Origin of the sequence: Hydrogenophaga sp. (genome assembly GCF_051860785.1) — a bacterium.
Taxonomy (GTDB): Bacteria; Pseudomonadota; Gammaproteobacteria; order Burkholderiales; family Burkholderiaceae_C; genus Hydrogenophaga.
Genome location: NZ_JBIMLB010000001.1, coordinates 57,038 through 73,642, shown reverse-complemented (window position 1 = coordinate 73,642; position 16,605 = coordinate 57,038). Strand labels below are relative to the sequence as shown.

The window sequence follows — 16,605 nt, the reverse complement described above, 5'->3', positions numbered from 1 at the left end:
TCGCATTCCTTTTCACGCCACGCAACGCGTGAGGGGTAGTTGTCGAGAGATACCGCGGAACCGGCTTTGCCGGGCCGCAGGTGTCGCCCCCTTGAGGGGGTCGCGCGGAGCGCGGCGGGGGTGTTTTCCTATTCGACCCGCAGCCACACTTGCGTTCGGTAGAACGGGCCGATGTAGCCGCGCATCTCCAGCTTCTTGCCGTCTTCCACCGGCTTGAGGCGGCTGCGGTAGACCTTGCCGTTGTTGGGGTCGACGATGTCGCCGCCGTCGTACACGGTCTTTTCGTCGGCACTCTGCTTGAGGTTGCGCAGGATGGTCATGCCCAGGATGGGCTTGTCCTTGCGCTCGTCGGTGCACTTGTCGCACACCGCATCGGCCTTGGTGGCCGGATCGAGGAATTTCTCGATCTTTCCGCTGTAGACGCCGTTGTTCTCCGTGATCCGGACCAACGACTTCTCCTTCTTGGTGTCGTCGTCGATGGTCTTCCACAGCCCCACGGGCGACATCTGCGCGAACGCAGACAGGGAAGCCAGCGAAAGGGCCACGGCGGTCAGTGCGATCTTGGTCATGCTTGTCTCCTGTGGTGTTGTGAAAAGAAACCTGGGGTTAGGCGAGAGCTGCGTCGGTGTCCATCAAGACCTTGCTGCCGGCACGCGCCGTACGCATCAGCGTCGCGGTCTCGGGGAACAGCTTGGCGAAGTAGAAGCGCGCCGTCTGCAGCTTGGCGGAGTAGAACGGGTCCGTGTTGCCTGCGGCGATCTCGCGCAGCGCGACCTGTGCCATGCGGGCCCAGAAGTAGCCGAACACCAGGTGGCCAGCGACTCGCAGGTAGTCCACCGCAGCCGCGCCCACTTCATCGGCGTTCTGCAGGCCCTTGAAACCGATCTCGGTGGTGAACTTGGTGATCTGGTCGCCCAGCACCGCCAGCGGGTTGATGAACTCGGCCATCTTCTCGTTGACGCCCTCTTCCATCACCAGCGCACCCACGAGCTTGCCGAACTTCTTCAACGTTGCGCCGTTGTTGCCCAGCACCTTGCGACCCAGCAGGTCCAGGCTCTGGATGGTGTTGGTGCCTTCGTAGATCATGTTGATGCGGGCATCGCGCACGAACTGCTCCATGCCCCATTCCTTGATGTAGCCGTGGCCGCCAAAGACCTGCTGACACTGCGTGGCGGCGTTGTAGCCGTTATCGGTCAGGAAAGCCTTGGTGATGGGCGTGAGCAGCGAAAGCATGTCGTCGCTGTCCTTGCGCACCTTCTCGTCCGGGTGGTGGTGGACCTTCTCCAGAAGCACCGAACAGAAGATGGCCAGCGCGCGGCCGCCTTCGGCGTAGGCCTTGGCGGTCAGCAGCATCTTGCGCACGTCCGGGTGCACGATGATCGGATCGGCGGGCTTGTCCTTGGCCTTGGGGCCGGTCAGCGAGCGCATCTGGATGCGGTCTTTGGCATAGGCCAGGGCGTTCTGGTAGGCCACCTCGGTCAGACCGAGCGACTGGTTGCCCACGCCCAGGCGGGCGGCGTTCATCATCACGAACATGGCCTGCATGCCCTTGTTCGGCTGGCCCACGATGGTGCCGACGGCGCCGTCGATCACGATCTGCGCCGTGGCGTTCCCGTGGATGCCCATCTTGTGCTCCAGGCCACCGCAATAAATGCCATTGCGTTCGCCGATGGAGCCGTCGGCCTTGACGTTGAACTTGGGCACGATGAACAGGCTCACGCCCTTGATGCCGGGAGGCGCATCGGGCAGGCGGGCCAGCACCAGGTGGATGATGTTGTCGGCCATGTCGTGTTCACCGGCGCTGATGAAGATCTTGTTGCCGGTGAGCTTGTAGGTGCCGTCGGCCTGCGGCTCGGCCTTGGTGCGCATGAGGCCCAGGTCGGTGCCGCAGTGCGGCTCGGTCAGACACATGGTGCCGGTCCACTCGCCGCTGGTCATCTTCGGCAGATAGGTCTTCTTCTGTTCGTCGGTGCCGTAGGTGTGCAGCGCGGCGTAGGCGCCGTGCGTGAGGCCGGGGTACATGGTCCAGGCCTGGTTGGCCGAGTTCATCATTTCGTAGAAGCACTGGTTCACCACCAGCGGCAGGCCCTGGCCACCGAACTCGGGGTCGCACGACAGCGCGGCCCAGCCACCTTCCACGTAGGTCTTGTAGGCGTCCTTGAAACCGGTCGGCGTCTTGACCTCATGGGTCTTCTGGTCGAGCGTGCAGCCCTCGGTGTCGCCGCTGATGTTGAGCGGGAAGATCACCTGCGAGGCAAACTTGCCAGCCTCTTCCAGCACCGCGTTGATGGTGTCCACATCGGTCTCGGCATGCTGCGGAATGGCCTTGAAATCGTCGGTGACCTTGAGCACTTCGTGCATCACAAACTGCATGTCTCGCAAGGGCGGGTTGTAGATGGGCATGGGGAAACTCCTTTGCTGGGTTTGTGAAATCGTGAAAAGAATCAGCCCTGCGTGCGCGCAGCGGCCGGAGATTTGCGGGCTTTGGCTTCAAACGCAGGCAGGCCACCGTGGCGCTGCACGATGCCTTCGAAGGCCGTGAGGGCGCGTTGCACCGAGCCGGGCGTGCGCAGGAAGCGCGCCTCGTAGTGCAGGGCGAGAATCTGTGCGTGCACCTCGAAGGCCATCTGCGCCGCATCGGTCTGGGCATCAAGGTGGCCTTCCTGGATGGCCATCTCGATGGCGCGGCGCATCGCCGTGAGCCAGGTGTTCACCGAGCTGGCCAGGGCGTCGCGCACCGGGCCGGGGCGGTCGTCGAACTCCACGGCGCCGCTGATGTAGATGCAACCCGAGTCGATTTCGACCGAGGTGCGCTTCATCCAGTTGTCGAACAGCTTGCGCAGGCGCGGCAAGCCACGCGGCGTGTCGAGCGCGGGGTAGAACACCTCTTCCTCGAAGCGCGTGTGGTACTCACGCACCACCGAAATCTGCAACTCTTCGCGCGAGCCGAAATGGGCGAACACCCCGGACTTGCTCATCTGCATGACCTCGGCCAACGCGCCAATGGACAGCCCTTCGAGGCCGATCTGCGTGGCCAGGCCGAGCGCGGCATCCACGATGGCGGCCTTGGTCTGCTGGCCCTTTTGCATGGGTTTCTGGGCCGAGGCGTCGGCGCGCGCGCGGCGGGCTATCGGGGTGACGCTCATGGGTTCGGTCCTCGGGTGGATCGGGTGAAAAAAGATGAGACCGCCCGACAAATCGAACGGTCGTACTATTTTTACCGCAAAACCCCCGCGAGATGCCAACCTGCGGCGTTTGTAGGGACGTTTGTTTAGGGGCTGCGCCCTAAATCACACTCTCGCCATGCTCCAGTCAGAGCTTGCCGTCGGGCAACAGCAGGTTCAGGCTGTGATCGAGGCTCTCGCAGGGTGAGCGCTTGAAGCCGCTGCGTGCGAAGCGTTGCAGGCGTCCAACGCAGAACGCCGTGATGACCGAGGCATCGGCCTGCGCGTCCACCGTGGGCGTGGCGGCACCGGCCACCACCGAGGTCTCGCGCAGGTTCTGGCGCAGCGTGGATTCGATCTTGTCGAAGAACAGGTTCATGCGTTGCTGCAGGCGCTCGTTCTCGAACACCAGGGCGTCGCCGACCATCACGCGCGCCATGCCAGGGTTCTTCTCGCCGAACTGCAGCAGCAGCGTGACCAGCTTGCGCGATCGGGCATTGGCGTCGGGCTCGCGATCGGCGAGCTGGTTGACCAGGCCGAACACCGACTGCTCGATGAACTCGATGAGGCCCTCGAACATCTGGGCCTTGCTGGCAAAGTGGCGGTAGAGGGCGGCCTCGCTCACGTCGAGCCGGGCGGCCAGCGCAGCGGTGGTGATGCGTTCCGCGCCGGGCTGTTCCAGCATGGTCGCCAGTGCCTGCAGGATCTGGACGCGGCGTTCGCCGGGCTTGGGGCGTTTGCGTCCGGCACCATCCGGGTGGGCTGCAGCCTCGATGGCGGTGGCGGCCTCCTGCGCCGCGTCGTCGGCGGGGGACGGGGACTCAGGGACGTTGGAGGTCATGGGTGATCGATCCGTTCGTGATGAGCTGCTGGCCGTGTACCCGGCCCTGGTGTGTCTTCCGTTCGGCGATTCTCGCACACGGTTGCCGGCCCTCGCGGCCAGTGCAGCGGGCCTGTGCGCGGTCAGTGAGTGACCGCCTCGAAGGCCACGCGCACACGCAGTCCCAACCCCATCGCGCCTGCATCGAGTTGCAGATGGGTGTCGTGTGCGCGGGCGATCTCGTCGGCAATGGCCAGGCCCAGGCCATTGCCCTCGCCGGTCGTGCCCGGCACACGGTAGAAGCGCTGCAAGACGCGCAGGCGCTCGTCGGGCGGGATGCCCGGCCCGTCATCTTCCACCTCCATCCAGGCCTGCACGCCGGTAGGGCCGTTGTCCACGCCGCAGCGGAGGGTAACGCGCCCGCCCTGCGGGGTGTACTTGATCGCGTTGTCCACCAGGTTGAGCAGCATCTCGCGCAGCAACCAGGCGTGGCCCAGGGTTTGCGCGGGGCGCGTTTCCAGGCCGAGGTCGATGCGTTTGCTCGCGGCGGCATCGAGGTAGAGGGCCAGCATGTTCTCGCACAGCGCCATCAGGTCGACACGCTGCATGGGCTGGACGTCGGCACTGATGGCGTCGGCGCGCGAGAGCGCGAGCAACTGGTTGGCGAGTTGCGAGGTGCGTCGCGTGGCATCGCGCAGCCGCAGCACCTGGCCGGCGCGCAGGCTGAGCAGGTCGCCACCGTCCATGCTGCGCGCGGCCTGGGCCCAGGCTTCCACCTGCGCCTGAAGACCAGCCAGTGGTGTGCGCAACTGGTGTGCGGCATCGGCCACGAAACGGCGCTGGGCTTCGGTCTGCGCGTTGACAAGAAAAAACAGGCGGTTGAGAGAAACCACCAGCGGGCGAACTTCGGCTGGCACACCGGCGGCATCGATCGGGTTGAGGTCGCGCGGGGATCGGTTCTCCACGGCCTGCTTGAGCTCCATGAGCGGCTGCAAGGCCCGCGCAACGCCCAGGGATATGACCGCTGCTGCGACCGCGAACAGAATCAGGTTGGGCAGCAACACCCGCAGCAGCACGTTGCTGAACCATTGCTGGCGCGCGTCGGAGCCGTCGGCCAGCATCACGATGAGATCACCCGCTTCGGTGCGCACGCGCTGCGCCACCACGCGGTATGTGACACCGGCCTCGACCACGCTGAGAAACTCCGCATTTCGTGTGCTGGGGAGCACCGTGGGCAACCAGCGCTCGCCCAGCAATGGGCTGCCCAGGTCGTTGAACACAGCAAAGGCAGCGAAGCCGTGCTGCTCCGACAGGAACTCGGCCACGGCCGGCGCCAGCAGCAAGGTCAGCCCTGGCGAATTCAACAGATCGGCCGCGCGCTGCAGGGGCTCATCGAGGTTCACGTGCTCTTCGGAATCCGGGCTCCTCACGACCACGGAGTCCGCGAGCAAGGGCACCAGCCTCAGCAGCCGCTGGTCCTGCTGCAGGGCCGCCGTGCCCGCGCTCTGGTAGTGAAAGAAGACGCTGACCGAGACAATCAGGCCAACCGTGATCAGCAACAGCACCAGCAGGCGCCGCTGCAGGCCCCAGATCATGCCGCGCGGTGCGACGTCTTCAGGCGGTGATTGCATGGCCCGGGTGCTCGGCCAGCTCGAGCCGGTAGCCGAACCCCCGGATGGCGCGCAAGCAGATACCCGCGGGCTCGAGCTTGGCGCGCAGGCGCGAGACGTAGACCTCGATCGCGTTGGGTGTGATTTCCTTGTCCCAGCCGGTCAGCACCTGCAAGAGCTTGTCTTTGGCTGCTGGCTTGGGCACCTGCATGAGCAGGTATTCCAGCACGGTCCACTCGCGCGGCCCCAGTTCCATGGGCTGCCCGGCGAGCGTCACGCGCCGGTGCGCGGTGTCCATTTCAAGCGGGCCGAAGCCCAGCACCGCCGAATTGGCGGCCTGCGAGCGGCGCAACAAGGCGCGAAGCCGGGCCAGCAACTCCGGCAGCTCAAAGGGCTTGACCATGTAGTCGTCGGCACCGAGGTCCAGACCCTGTACACGGTCGTGCAGGGCATCGCGCGCGGTGAGGATCAGCACCGGCATCTGCAGGCCGCCGATGCGCAAACGACGTGTGAGCTCCAGGCCGTCGATGCCAGGCAGGCCGATGTCGACGATGGCCAGGTCAAAGGTGTCGCTATCCAAAGCCTCGGTGGCGCGCTCGGCACTGCCCACCCAGTCCACGGTATAGCCGGCGTCGCACAGCCCCAGCTTGATGCCGCTGGCCACCATGACGTCGTCTTCGACCAGGAGCAGTCGCATGGATCAATGAGACTTGATCATCGTCCCGAAAGGCTCGTTGCCCAAAACCTCCAGCAGAAGCGCATGCGGCACCCGGCCATCGATGATGTGCACCGCATTCACGCCGCTCTTCGCGGCATCCAGTGCGCCGGCAATCTTGGGGATCATGCCGCCGGAGATGGTGCCGTCTTCCACCAGTTCGTCGATGCGGCGCGGCGTGAGCTCGGTGAGCAACTGGCCATCCTTGTCGAGCACACCGCGAATGTTGGTGAGCATGAGCAGCTTTTCAGCCTGCAAAACCGTGGCCAGCTTGGCGGCCACCACGTCGGCGTTGATGTTGTAGCTCTCGTTCTGTTCTCCGAAGCCAATGGGGCTGACCACCGGGATGAACTGGTCGTCCTGCAGGGCCTTCACCACGCCCGGATCGATGCTGACGATGTCGCCGACCTGGCCCACGTCGTGTTCGAGCTTCGGGTCCTTGTGGTCGGCCATGCGCAGCTTCTGCGCCCGGATCATCGCGCCGTCGCGCCCGGTCAGCCCCACGGCCTTGCCGCCGGCCTGGTTGATCAGGCCCACGATGTCCTGCTGCACCTCGCCGGCCAGCACCCACTCCACCACCTCCATGGTCTCGGGGTCGGTCACGCGCATGCCCTGGATGAACTGGCCCTGCTTGCCCAGGCGCTTGAGCAGCGTCTCGATCTGCGGGCCACCCCCATGCACCACCACCGGGTTGATGCCGACCAGCTTGAGCAACACCACGTCTTCGGCAAAGTCCTGCTGCAAGGCCGGGTCGGTCATGGCGTTGCCGCCGTACTTGATGACCATGGTCTTGCCGTGGTACTTGCGGATGTACGGCAGCGCCTGCGCAAGGATCTCGGCCTTGTCGCGCGGAGGAATGGAGGTGATGTCGGCGGGCGTGGTCATGCGGGGTCCTGCAAAGGCGGGCAAAAGCGAAATTCTAGGCGCCCGCCCCGCAGACCCGGTCAGAAGTGAATTCCGCGCATCATCTGCTGCATCGCCACGGCTTCAGGGGAAAGTTGTGGCTTCGCACCCTTCTCGCCCTTGGCCGCTGACGAGTCGGGGAACATGCGGAAGCTGGTGTTCATCACGATCTGTGCCACGCGCGGCACCATGGCGTGCATCATCTGCCCCGTCACGCCCAGGCGGGTGGCGATGCGCACCGGTTTGAAGATGCAGGCCTGCGCGATCATGTCGGCCGCTTCTTCGGGCGCCAGCGTGGGCACGTTCTGGTAGATCTTGGTGGGCGCGATCATGGGCGTGCGCACCAGCGGCATGTTGATGGTGGTGAAGCTGATGCCCTGGTCGGCAAACTCGCTGCTCGCGCAACGCGTCCACGCATCGAGCGCGGCCTTGCTGGCCACATACGCCGAAAAGCGCGGCGCATTGGTGAGCACGCCGATGGAGCTGATGTTGACCACATGGCCCTTGCGCCTGGCGACCATGCCGGGCAACAGGCCCATGGTGACGCGCAGGCAGCCGAAGTAGTTGAGCTGCATGGTGCGCTCGAAATCGTGGAAGCGGTCGTAGCTGCCCTCGATGGCGCGGCGGATCGAACGGCCTGCGTTGTTGATGAGGAAATCCACACCGCCATGGTTCTGCACCAGCAACTGCACGAAGCGGTCGGCGTCGGCCATGTCGGCGATGTCGGCCGGGTAGGCGATGAACTGGTAGCCCTTGTCCTTCGCCTCCTTGCAGGCCTCGTCCAGCTTGTCCTGGTCGCGCCCGCAAATGATGGTGATGGCACCGGCCTCGGCAAACTTGTGCGCCGCCGCCAGGCCAATGCCCGAGCTGCCCCCGGTGACCAGCACCACCTTGCCGCCCACGGTGCCCTTGAGGCTGCGATCGATGTGCAGGTCGGGGTCGAGGTGGCGCTCCCAGTAGTCCCACAGCCGCCACGCGTAGTCCTTCAGGTTGGGGCATTCGATGCCACTGCCCTTGAGCGCGGCGAGCGTGTCGCGGCAGTCGAAGCGCGTGGGGTAGTTGACGAAGGTCATCATGTCCTCGGGCAGGCCGAGGTCCTGCATGACGGCCTTGTAGACGCGGCGCACCGGTGCCAGCGCCATCAGTCCCTTCTTCACGCTCTTGGGAATGAAACCCATCAGCGCGGCGTTGACGAACAGGTTCATCTTGGGCGCGTGGGCCGCCTTGCTCAGGATGTCGAGCACGTCGCCCACGCGGTAGCCCATGGGGTCCACCAGGTGGAAGCAGGCACCGCTGCTGCGCTTCTGGTGGCTGATGTAGTCCAGCGCGTCGACCACGAAATCGACCGGCACGATGTTGATGCGACCACCCTCCAGGCCCACGCTGGGCATCCAGGGCGGCAGGATCTGGCGCATGCGCTGGATCAGCTTGAAGAAGTAGTAGGGCCCGTCGATCTTGTCCATCTCGCCGGTGCGGGAGTCGCCCACCACGGCTGCGGGCCGGTACACGGTCCAGGGCACCTTGCATTCTTCGCGCACGATTTTCTCGCTCTCGTGCTTGGTCATGAAGTAAGGGTGCTCGTAGTTCTCGGCCTCGTCGAACATGTCTTCACGGAACACGCCTTCGTAGAGACCGGCGGCGGCGATGGAGGACACGTGGTGGAAATGACCGGCACCGATGGCCTTGGCGAATTCCACCGTGTTGCGCGTGCCGTCCACGTTCACCGCGATCTGGCTTTCCTCGTCGGCCTCCAGGTCGTACACGGCCGCGAGGTGGTGGAAATGGTCGATCTGGCCCTTGAGTGCCTTGGTGTCCTCAGCGGACACACCCAGCTTCTTGCTGGTGAGATCGCCGAACACCGGCACCGCACGGGAGGCGCCCACGCCCCAGTACTCGCGCAACCCCGCCACCTTGCCTTCGCTTTCCTTGCGGATCAGGAAGTGCACCACCGACCCCTTGCGCTGCAGCAGCCTGGCCACGAGGCGCTTGCCAATGAAGCCGGTGGCACCGGTGACGAAATAATGCATGGGGGATCTCCTGAGGCGTTGATGGTTCGAAACGAAAGGCAAGACAGCAGCCTGCCATTCTTCACCATGAGCACCCGCACCGCCTTCCGCAAAAACCCGCGTGAGGCGCGGCCCACAGGGAGAACGTTTAGTCGCGCGCCCCTACACAGGCGCACCAGGCCGACCGTACATTGGCCGAACGCTGTGGCATCGCCACTCCCCATCACCCTCTTTCTCCAGGAGCCTCCATGGTCAAGAAAATCCAGAAAACCGGCAGCAGCAACAAAGCCTCTTCCTCCGCAGCCGGCTCGCCCCTCTCGGGCGCCATCAAGGATTCCGCGCAACAGATCTGGCTGGCCGGCCTGGGCGCATTCTCCAAGGCCCAGGAAGAAGGCGGCAAGGCCTTTGAATCGCTGGTGAAGGAAGGCATGTCGATCCAGCGCAAAACGCAAGCCGTGGCCGAAGAGCGCATTTCCGAAGCCACCAACCGCGTCACCAGCATGGCCACCGACATTTCGTCCAAGGCCGCCGGCCAGTGGGACAAGCTGGAAAACATCTTCGAAGAGCGCGTGGCCAAGGCGCTGAACAAGCTGGGCGTGCCTTCGGCGCGCGACGTGGAGGCGCTGATCGAGCGCATCGACGCACTCAACCAGCATGTGCAACGCCTCAGCACCAAGGCACCCGCCAAGACCGCCGCCCGCAAAGCCGCTCCGGCGAAGAAGGCGCCCGCCAAGGCCGCACGCAAGACCAGCCGCAGCACCAAGGCGGCCTGACCCGGAAGCTGCAGTTGATGAAACACAGGAAAGGGGCGCATGACGCCCCTTTTTTGCGCCCGCTCCGGATGCTGCAACGCAGCAAGTCATCGGCCTTTCGCCGTCTACACTCGATCGCATGACCATGTCCCGATCCTCGGGCCGCAAGGCCGCAACCAGCCCACGCACACGGAAAGCGGGCCGCCCTCGCATCGCGCTTGCGCTGGCCGGTGGCGGGCCGCTCGGTGCGATCTACGAGATCGGCGCGCTGTGCGCACTGGACGATGGACTGCTGGGGCTCGACCTCAACGATTGCGATCACTACGTTGGCGTTTCCGCAGGTGGCTTCATTGCAGCGGGCCTGGCCAATGGCATCCGGCCGCGCCAGCTCTGCGAAGCCTTCATCGAGGACCGGCAGAGCGAAGACAACTTCGATCCATCCTGGCTGCTCAAACCCGCGTGGAGTGAGTTCGGCTCGCGGCTGCGCCGCCTGCCCGGCTTGCTGCGAGACGCCACCTGGGACTGGGCGGTGCAGGGCAAATCCTTCACCAACGCCTTCGAGCGCATGGGCGCAGCACTTCCCACCGGCGTGCTGGACAACGAAGGCATTCACCGGCAGATCGAACGCCTTTTCAGCCAGCCTGGCCGAAGCAACGACTTCCGTGAGTTGCGCACCCGCCTCACGCTGGTGGCCACGCAGCTCGACACCGGCGAGGCTGCGCCTTTTGGTCGGCCCGGCTGGGACCATGTGCCGATCTCACGAGCCATCCAGGCCAGTGCGGCATTGCCCGGGCTGTTCCCGCCTGTGGAGATTCGAGGCCAGCACTACGTGGATGGCGCACTCAAGAAAACACTGCATGCCACGGTGGCCCTGGACGAAGGCGCCGAGCTCCTGCTGTGCCTGAACCCACTGGTGCCGTTCCACACCAGCCCGAGCCTGCGCGACGGGCGGCGCATTCCTTCGCTGGTCGATGGCGGCTTTCCCGCGGTGATGAGCCAGACCTTCCGCTCGATGATCCATTCGCGCCTGGCACTGGGTTTCAAGCACTACGAACGGGCCTACCCGGACAGCGACATCGTGCTGCTCGAACCCGACCAGCGCGATGCCACGCTGTTCTTCGCCAACACGTTCAGCTACCGCCAGCGCCGCGAGATCGCCGAGCACGCTTACCAGGAAACCCGGCGCATGCTGCTGGAACGCCAGCAAGAGTTGGCGCCGCTACTGGCCCGCCATGAGATGGCGCTGGATGTGCAAGCGCTGCAGGACCCCGAGCGCCATCTGCTGCACAACCGGGCCGCGCCCGCACACAGTGCGCTGGCGAACCGCCTGCACACCACGCTGGACCAGCTGCAGCAACAACTGGAACGTGCTGCACGCCCTGTGCCTGGCCCGGCCCGCAGCCGCTGAGCGCAGCGAATGGCCAAGAAAGCCCCACGACGCACCGCCGAGCGCATCCTGGAGGTGACGCTGGAGCTGTTCAACCGCTTTGGCGAACCCAATGTGTCGACCACGCTGATCTCGGCCGAACTCGGCATCAGCCCGGGCAACCTGTACTACCACTACCCGGCCAAGGACGAGTTGATCAACTCGCTTTTCGAACGCTACGAGCGCGCGCTGGGCGAACTGCTGGGCGCAAGCGTTGGCGTGCGCAACGTCGAGGACGCCTGGTTCTTCCAGCACTCCCTGTTCGAATTGATCTGGCAATACCGCTTCCTGTACCGCGACCTCAACGACCTCCTGTCCAAGAACCGACTGCTGGAGACGCGCTTCCAGGCCGTGCTGAAGAACAAGACACGTGCGGTGCGCCACGTGCTCGACGGCATGAGCCGCCATGGTGCCGTGAACATCGACAGCCGCGACGTCGAGCCCACCGCCACCAGCATGGTGGTGGTGCTCACTTACTGGCTGAGCTTTGAGTATGTGCGCGACCCACGCCACGCACTCGAACCCGAAAATGCGCAGCAGGCCCTGTTGCGTGGCGCATGGCACGTGCTCAACCTGCTCTCGCCTTACCTGGAAGTGGCGCAGCGGCAGCACCTGCAACAGATCACCGGAGCCTATGGCTCCCCGCCCTGAGCCGGAACCATGAGGAGACCCCATGACCGAATGGACCGCCTACGTTTCCCCGGGTGACAAGCCGTTCGACACCGAGCGCCTCCAGGCGCTCTGGAGCCGGCTGCACAAGGGCGACGCAGAGCCCTGGCCGACCGACCCGGCACTGCAGCATGCCTGGGTGCTGTTTCACAACGGCGCGTTCCAGCATGCCGTGCAGGCGGGCCTCGCACTGGACGATGCCGGCCTGAACGTGACCAACAAGGCCACCGCCATCTACGCCAACTACGTGGAGCGACGTGAAGCCAACCGCGAGACACTGCTGCTGGAGACCGCCGCGCGTGCCGAGAAGCTGCAGCGTCACCAGCCCGACAACCCCGGCGCATGGTACTGGCAGGCCTACGCGCTGGGCCGCTACAGCCAGGGCATCAGCGTCGCCAAGGCTCTCACGCAGGGCTTGGGAGTGCGCATCAAGACCGCGCTGGAAACCACGATCAAGCTTTGCCCGCAGCATGCGGACGCGCATCTGGCGCTGGCCACGTTCCACGCGGAGGTGATCGACAAGGTGGGGCACCTCATTGGCGGCATGACTTATGGCGCGGACAGGGCCACCGGTCTCGCCCTGTTTGAAACGGCCATGGCCCTCAATCCCGATTCGGCGGTGACGCTGACCGAGTACGCCAACGGGCTGGTGATGCTCGAGGGCGAAAAGCGCCTGACGGACGCCACCGCCCTGCTGGACCGCGCCGCGGCGATGGAGCCGCTGGACGCGATGGAGCGGCTTTACGTGGCGTCGGCCAGGGTCGCGCTCGAGGGTTGACCGGCCAGGCCGTCGACGGCCTGGAACATCGACTGGCGCGCCTGCGCCACGATTCGAGCCTTCCACTCGTCGGTGTCGGTGTAGAACGCCGCCAGGATGCGCTGCTTGATGGCAGCGCGAAGCTCGGGCGATGCCTCGGGGTGCATGTGCTGCCAGTGGTCGGCGCGCAACGAATCGATCACCTCGGTGATGGGGACCGTGCCGTACTCCATGGCGATGCCGGTGTACTCGGCCTGCGGGCATTCTTCATACGCCGCGCTCCACATCAATCCGGTCAACAGGGCCGATGTCGAAGACCCGTCGTAGATGGACGTCACCGGCGTCTTGCCGCCACCGTCCCACCAGGCGCGTGCGCGCGCCAGCGCTTCCTTGTCGTCGCGGCAGGCGCAGATGCGCTCGCCCACGCCGCTCTCGCCGAGCCCGGTGTGCAGATCGATCCAGGCGAGATGCTTTGCCCGGCGCCCATGCTGGCGCAGCACCTGGCGCAAGGTCTGATTGCTCCAGGTGGGTGAGGTGCCGCCGAAGAAAAGGCCATCGGCATGCGAATGCTGACCCTGCGACACCGCCGCCTGGTAGCGCTGGAGGCCATGGGTGTCTATGTAGGCCTGGATGGCCGCCTGGTTCTCCGCGCTGGGTGGCCACTGCTCGGGCAGCAGCAGGTGATGAATCTCCGCGTAGGCCGCGTTGACCGGTAGGGGTTGGTTGAAGTCCTGGAAATTGCGGTTCAGGTCCACGTTTTCATTCGTGACACGGCGCACCCACGAAAAGCCATGCGGATTGAGCGCATGGATGTAGAGCACGGCCACGCCGGCGCTTCGTGCGTGTTCGCGCCACTCCGCATCGTGCGTGGCGAACACCTGCACGCCGGTGCCGCAATACCCTTCGACACCGTGGCAGGCACTGCTGACGATCAGCAGGCGCTCGGCATCGGGCGAGCCATCCAGCGCCACATCCATCGCCAGCGTTTCGCCATCGCGGCCTGGCAACGGGTGGTTGTGGCTGGTGATGGCCATGCCGGCGGCTGCGGCGCCTTCCAGGAACTTGACCCGGGCGGCGGCATAAGAGGTGGAGAAAGCAGCTTGTGGAGAAATCATGCCGCTGCTCCGGTGCGCGGCTGGCCCAGCCATTTTTCAGCCAGCCTCACCCAGTAGGTAGCGCCCAGCGGAATCAGGTCGTCGTTGAAGTCGTAGCTGGGGTTGTGCAGCATGCACGGACCGCCGCCATGGCCCATCTCGCGGTGCGCGCCGTCGCCGTTGGCGATGAAGGCGTAGCAGCCCGGCCGGGCCTGCAGCATGTAGGCGAAGTCTTCGGCGCCCATGGTGGGCTCCTGTTCCACCACACGATCAGGGCCAACGATCTCGGCCATGACTTCGCGCGCGAACGCGGTTTCGGCGGCGTGGTTGATGGTGGGTGGGTAGTTGCGCTTGAACTTGAACTCGACCGTCGCGCCGAAGGCGGCGCAGGTATGTTCGGCGATTTCCTGCATGCGGCGCTCGATCAGGTCGAGCACCTCGTAGGTGAAGGTGCGCACCGTGCCCTGGATCTCGCAGCTGTCGGGCACCACGTTGGTGGCTTCACCGGTGTGGATCATGGTGACCGAGACCACGCCCGCGTCCACCGGCTTCTTGTTGCGCGAGATGATGGTCTGGAAGGCCATGACCATCTGGCAGGCCACCGGCACGGGGTCGATGCCGTTGTGGGGCAGCGCGGCGTGTGCGCCCTTGCCGCGAATGACGATGTGGAACTCGTTGCTCGAGGCCATGACCGGGCCGGCACTGGCAGCGAAGGTACCAACCGCCATGCCAGGCCAGTTGTGCATGCCGAATGCCGCTTCCACCGGGAATTTCTCGAACAGGCCGTCCTTGATCATCTCGCGCGCACCTCCACCACCCTCTTCGGCAGGCTGGAAGATCAGGTAGACCGTCCCGTCGAAATTGCGGTGTTTCGCGAAATGCTGTGCGGCGGCGAGCAGCATGGCGGTGTGCCCGTCGTGACCGCAGGCGTGCATCTTGCCGGCATGCTGGCTGGCGTGGCTGAAGGTGTTGTACTCCTGCATGGGCAGGGCGTCCATGTCGGCTCTCAGGCCGATCGCGCGACCGCAGGCACCCCCATCGCGGCCATGCACGATGCCCACCACGCCGGTGGTGCCCATGCCCCGGTGCACGGGGATGCCCCAGTCGGTGAGTTTCTGAGCCACCACATCGGCGGTGCGCACCTCTTCGAAGCACAGCTCGGGGTGGGCGTGGATGTCGCGGCGCACGGCGGCGATGCCAGCGGCCTGGGTCAGTATGGAATCGATCAGTTTCATGAGCACCTCTGAGCGCGCCCGGGCCGGGCACTGCGAATGTCAAAGGGCTCATGGTAGCGAAGACAGCCTGGCTCAACCGCCACAGGCGCGACAACCAACCGGGCGCAAGGGCCTTCAGCGGCGGATGCGCCCGTCTTCGGTGAGCAACGTGAGTTCGACGAACTTCGAACCGGTGTGCTTGTTGGGACCGAAGTCCACCGGGAAACCGCCCATGTCCAGGCCACGCATGCTCTGGATGGCAGAAATGAAACCGTCGCGCGTGAGGTTGCGCCCGGCACGATTGACCGCTTCGGTGAACACCTTGGCCGCCACGAAGCCTTCCATGCCCGAGTAGTTCGCGGCACGCCCCTGCTTGGCCCGAACGGCCGCCAGGTACTCGCCCGAGATGCCGGTGACCGGCGTGTACGGGAACGGCATCACCTGGCTCACCACGACGCCCTTGGCGTCGGGTCCGAGCTCGTCGAGCAAAGCCTGCGTGCCCACGAAAGACACGTTGTAGAAGTTGCCCACAAAGCCGCGCTTGCGTGCCTCCCGGATAAAGGCAGCACAGGACTTGTAGGCACTGATCTGCACGATCGCCTCGGGTCGCTGCGCCATGATGTCGTTGACCGCCTTGACCACGTCGACGGTGTTGCGCTCGACGGTGCCAAGGGCAGAAGGCTCCAGGCTCAACGCCTTGAGCGCGCGGTTCACACCTTCCAGGCCAGCTTTTCCGTAGGCATCGTTCTGGTAGAAGACAGCGATCTTCTTGATGCCGGTGGACGTGGTCTGGCGCACGATGGCAGCGGTCTCGTCGTAGTAGGACGCGCGAACATGGATCGCATAGCGGTTGAACGGATCGCGCAGCACTTCGGCGCCGGTGAAAGGCGCAAAGAACGGCACCTTGGCCTCGGTGGCCAACGGCAGTGCCACCACGCTGGTGGGCGTGCCGATGTAACCGAACAGCGCGAACACGCCTTCGCCAATCAGTTGCTTCGTGTTGGCCGCGCAGCGCTCGGGCTCATAACCATCGTCCAGTCGCCGCAACTCGATGCGCCGGCCATTGACGCCGCCCTTCTGGTTCAACGCCTCGAAATAGAGCTGCGCACCCAGATGGAACTGCAGACCCAGCTGTTCCGCAGCGCCGCTGAAGGGCGCGGACTGTCCAAGCAGGATGCGGTTATCGCTCACGCCTGCCGACTGCGCGTGAGCAGAGGTGGTCACGCTGGCCAATGCGTGCAGGCCGGCGAACTGGCCTGCGTATCCGAGTAGGTCTCTGCGTCGCATCGTCGGGTCGCTCCGTGTTGTCATGGGGTGTCGGGCAGCGTATGCGATTTCCTTCCTATCGGCAAAGGTATTTGTTCTCACAAAACACGCGAGTGCCTACGCTCATCCCCGCCAGGAATCCGTCCGTCGCCTGGGTCCGTTTTCGGTGTCCGTATCATCTGCTTCAGACCCCACTCAGGATCCCGAAA

15 protein-coding genes are annotated in these 16,605 nt (G+C 65.0%); 4 read left to right on the top strand and 11 right to left on the bottom strand.

What is annotated here, in order from left to right; translation table 11 throughout:
- Nucleotides 1-128: 128 nt before the first annotated feature.
- The 8 genes from ACTIF6_RS00335 to ACTIF6_RS00300 form a co-directional block, all read right to left on the bottom strand.
- Nucleotides 129-569, bottom strand: a complete 441-nt coding sequence (locus ACTIF6_RS00335) for a DUF2147 domain-containing protein (RefSeq protein ID WP_439586007.1) — start codon at nucleotides 567-569, stop codon at nucleotides 129-131.
- 37 nt (nucleotides 570-606) lie between these two features.
- The gene (locus ACTIF6_RS00330) at nucleotides 607-2,403 is read right to left on the bottom strand and encodes an acyl-CoA dehydrogenase C-terminal domain-containing protein (RefSeq protein WP_439586006.1); all 1,797 of its coding nucleotides are present in this window, start codon (nucleotides 2,401-2,403) and stop codon (nucleotides 607-609) included.
- A 41-nt stretch (nucleotides 2,404-2,444) separates the two neighbouring features.
- Nucleotides 2,445-3,146 (bottom strand): TetR/AcrR family transcriptional regulator, encoded by a 702-nt coding sequence (locus ACTIF6_RS00325; RefSeq protein WP_439586005.1) that lies wholly within the window; start codon nucleotides 3,144-3,146, stop codon nucleotides 2,445-2,447.
- A gap of 166 nt (nucleotides 3,147-3,312) precedes the next feature.
- Nucleotides 3,313-4,005: a nucleoid occlusion factor SlmA gene (gene slmA, locus ACTIF6_RS00320; protein ID WP_439586004.1), complete on the bottom strand. Its 693-nt coding sequence runs from the start codon at nucleotides 4,003-4,005 to the stop codon at nucleotides 3,313-3,315.
- A 122-nt stretch (nucleotides 4,006-4,127) separates the two neighbouring features.
- Nucleotides 4,128-5,615 carry an ATP-binding protein gene (locus ACTIF6_RS00315; protein ID WP_439586003.1) on the bottom strand — a complete coding sequence of 496 codons (1,488 nt, stop codon included), beginning with the start codon at nucleotides 5,613-5,615 and terminating at the stop codon, nucleotides 4,128-4,130.
- Nucleotides 5,599-6,291, bottom strand: a complete 693-nt coding sequence (locus tag ACTIF6_RS00310) for a response regulator (RefSeq protein WP_439586002.1) — start codon at nucleotides 6,289-6,291, stop codon at nucleotides 5,599-5,601. Before ACTIF6_RS00310 ends, ACTIF6_RS00315 begins: the two co-directional genes overlap by 17 nt.
- 3 nt (nucleotides 6,292-6,294) lie before the next feature.
- Complete coding sequence (gene argB, locus ACTIF6_RS00305) at nucleotides 6,295-7,194, bottom strand: acetylglutamate kinase (RefSeq protein WP_439586001.1); 900 nt, start codon at nucleotides 7,192-7,194, stop codon at nucleotides 6,295-6,297.
- 59 nt (nucleotides 7,195-7,253) lie between these two features.
- Nucleotides 7,254-9,239, bottom strand: coding sequence for an SDR family oxidoreductase (locus tag ACTIF6_RS00300; RefSeq protein ID WP_439586000.1), 1,986 nt, complete (start codon nucleotides 9,237-9,239; stop codon nucleotides 7,254-7,256).
- A 227-nt stretch (nucleotides 9,240-9,466) separates the two neighbouring features.
- On the opposite strand from ACTIF6_RS00300, the gene ACTIF6_RS00295 reads away from it, so the two are divergent.
- The 4 genes from ACTIF6_RS00295 (at nucleotide 9,467) to ACTIF6_RS00280 (ending at nucleotide 12,843) form a co-directional block, all read left to right on the top strand.
- Nucleotides 9,467-9,991 (top strand): phasin family protein, encoded by a 525-nt coding sequence (locus tag ACTIF6_RS00295; RefSeq protein WP_439585999.1) that lies wholly within the window; start codon nucleotides 9,467-9,469, stop codon nucleotides 9,989-9,991.
- Nucleotides 9,992-10,115: 124 nt separating this feature from the next.
- The gene (locus ACTIF6_RS00290; RefSeq protein ID WP_439585998.1) at nucleotides 10,116-11,378 is read left to right on the top strand and encodes a patatin-like phospholipase family protein; all 1,263 of its coding nucleotides are present in this window, start codon (nucleotides 10,116-10,118) and stop codon (nucleotides 11,376-11,378) included.
- 9 nt (nucleotides 11,379-11,387) lie between these two features.
- Nucleotides 11,388-12,047, top strand: coding sequence for a TetR/AcrR family transcriptional regulator (locus tag ACTIF6_RS00285; RefSeq protein ID WP_439585997.1), 660 nt, complete (start codon nucleotides 11,388-11,390; stop codon nucleotides 12,045-12,047).
- A gap of 22 nt (nucleotides 12,048-12,069) precedes the next feature.
- Nucleotides 12,070-12,843 (top strand): hypothetical protein, encoded by a 774-nt coding sequence (locus ACTIF6_RS00280; protein ID WP_439585996.1) that lies wholly within the window; start codon nucleotides 12,070-12,072, stop codon nucleotides 12,841-12,843.
- Here ACTIF6_RS00280 and ACTIF6_RS00275 read toward each other — a convergent pair.
- From ACTIF6_RS00275 to ACTIF6_RS00265, 3 genes are all read right to left on the bottom strand, one after another.
- Nucleotides 12,807-13,937, bottom strand: coding sequence for a M14 family metallopeptidase (locus ACTIF6_RS00275; RefSeq protein WP_439585995.1), 1,131 nt, complete (start codon nucleotides 13,935-13,937; stop codon nucleotides 12,807-12,809). The two genes, ACTIF6_RS00280 and ACTIF6_RS00275, sit on opposite strands and share 37 nt — an antisense overlap.
- Entirely contained in the window at nucleotides 13,934-15,151 is a 1,218-nt protein-coding gene (locus ACTIF6_RS00270; protein WP_439585994.1) for a M20 aminoacylase family protein, read from the bottom strand. Before ACTIF6_RS00270 ends, ACTIF6_RS00275 begins: the two co-directional genes overlap by 4 nt.
- 114 nt (nucleotides 15,152-15,265) lie before the next feature.
- Nucleotides 15,266-16,417 (bottom strand): ABC transporter substrate-binding protein, encoded by a 1,152-nt coding sequence (locus tag ACTIF6_RS00265; RefSeq protein ID WP_439585993.1) that lies wholly within the window; start codon nucleotides 16,415-16,417, stop codon nucleotides 15,266-15,268.
- Nucleotides 16,418-16,605: the final 188 nt, after the last annotated feature.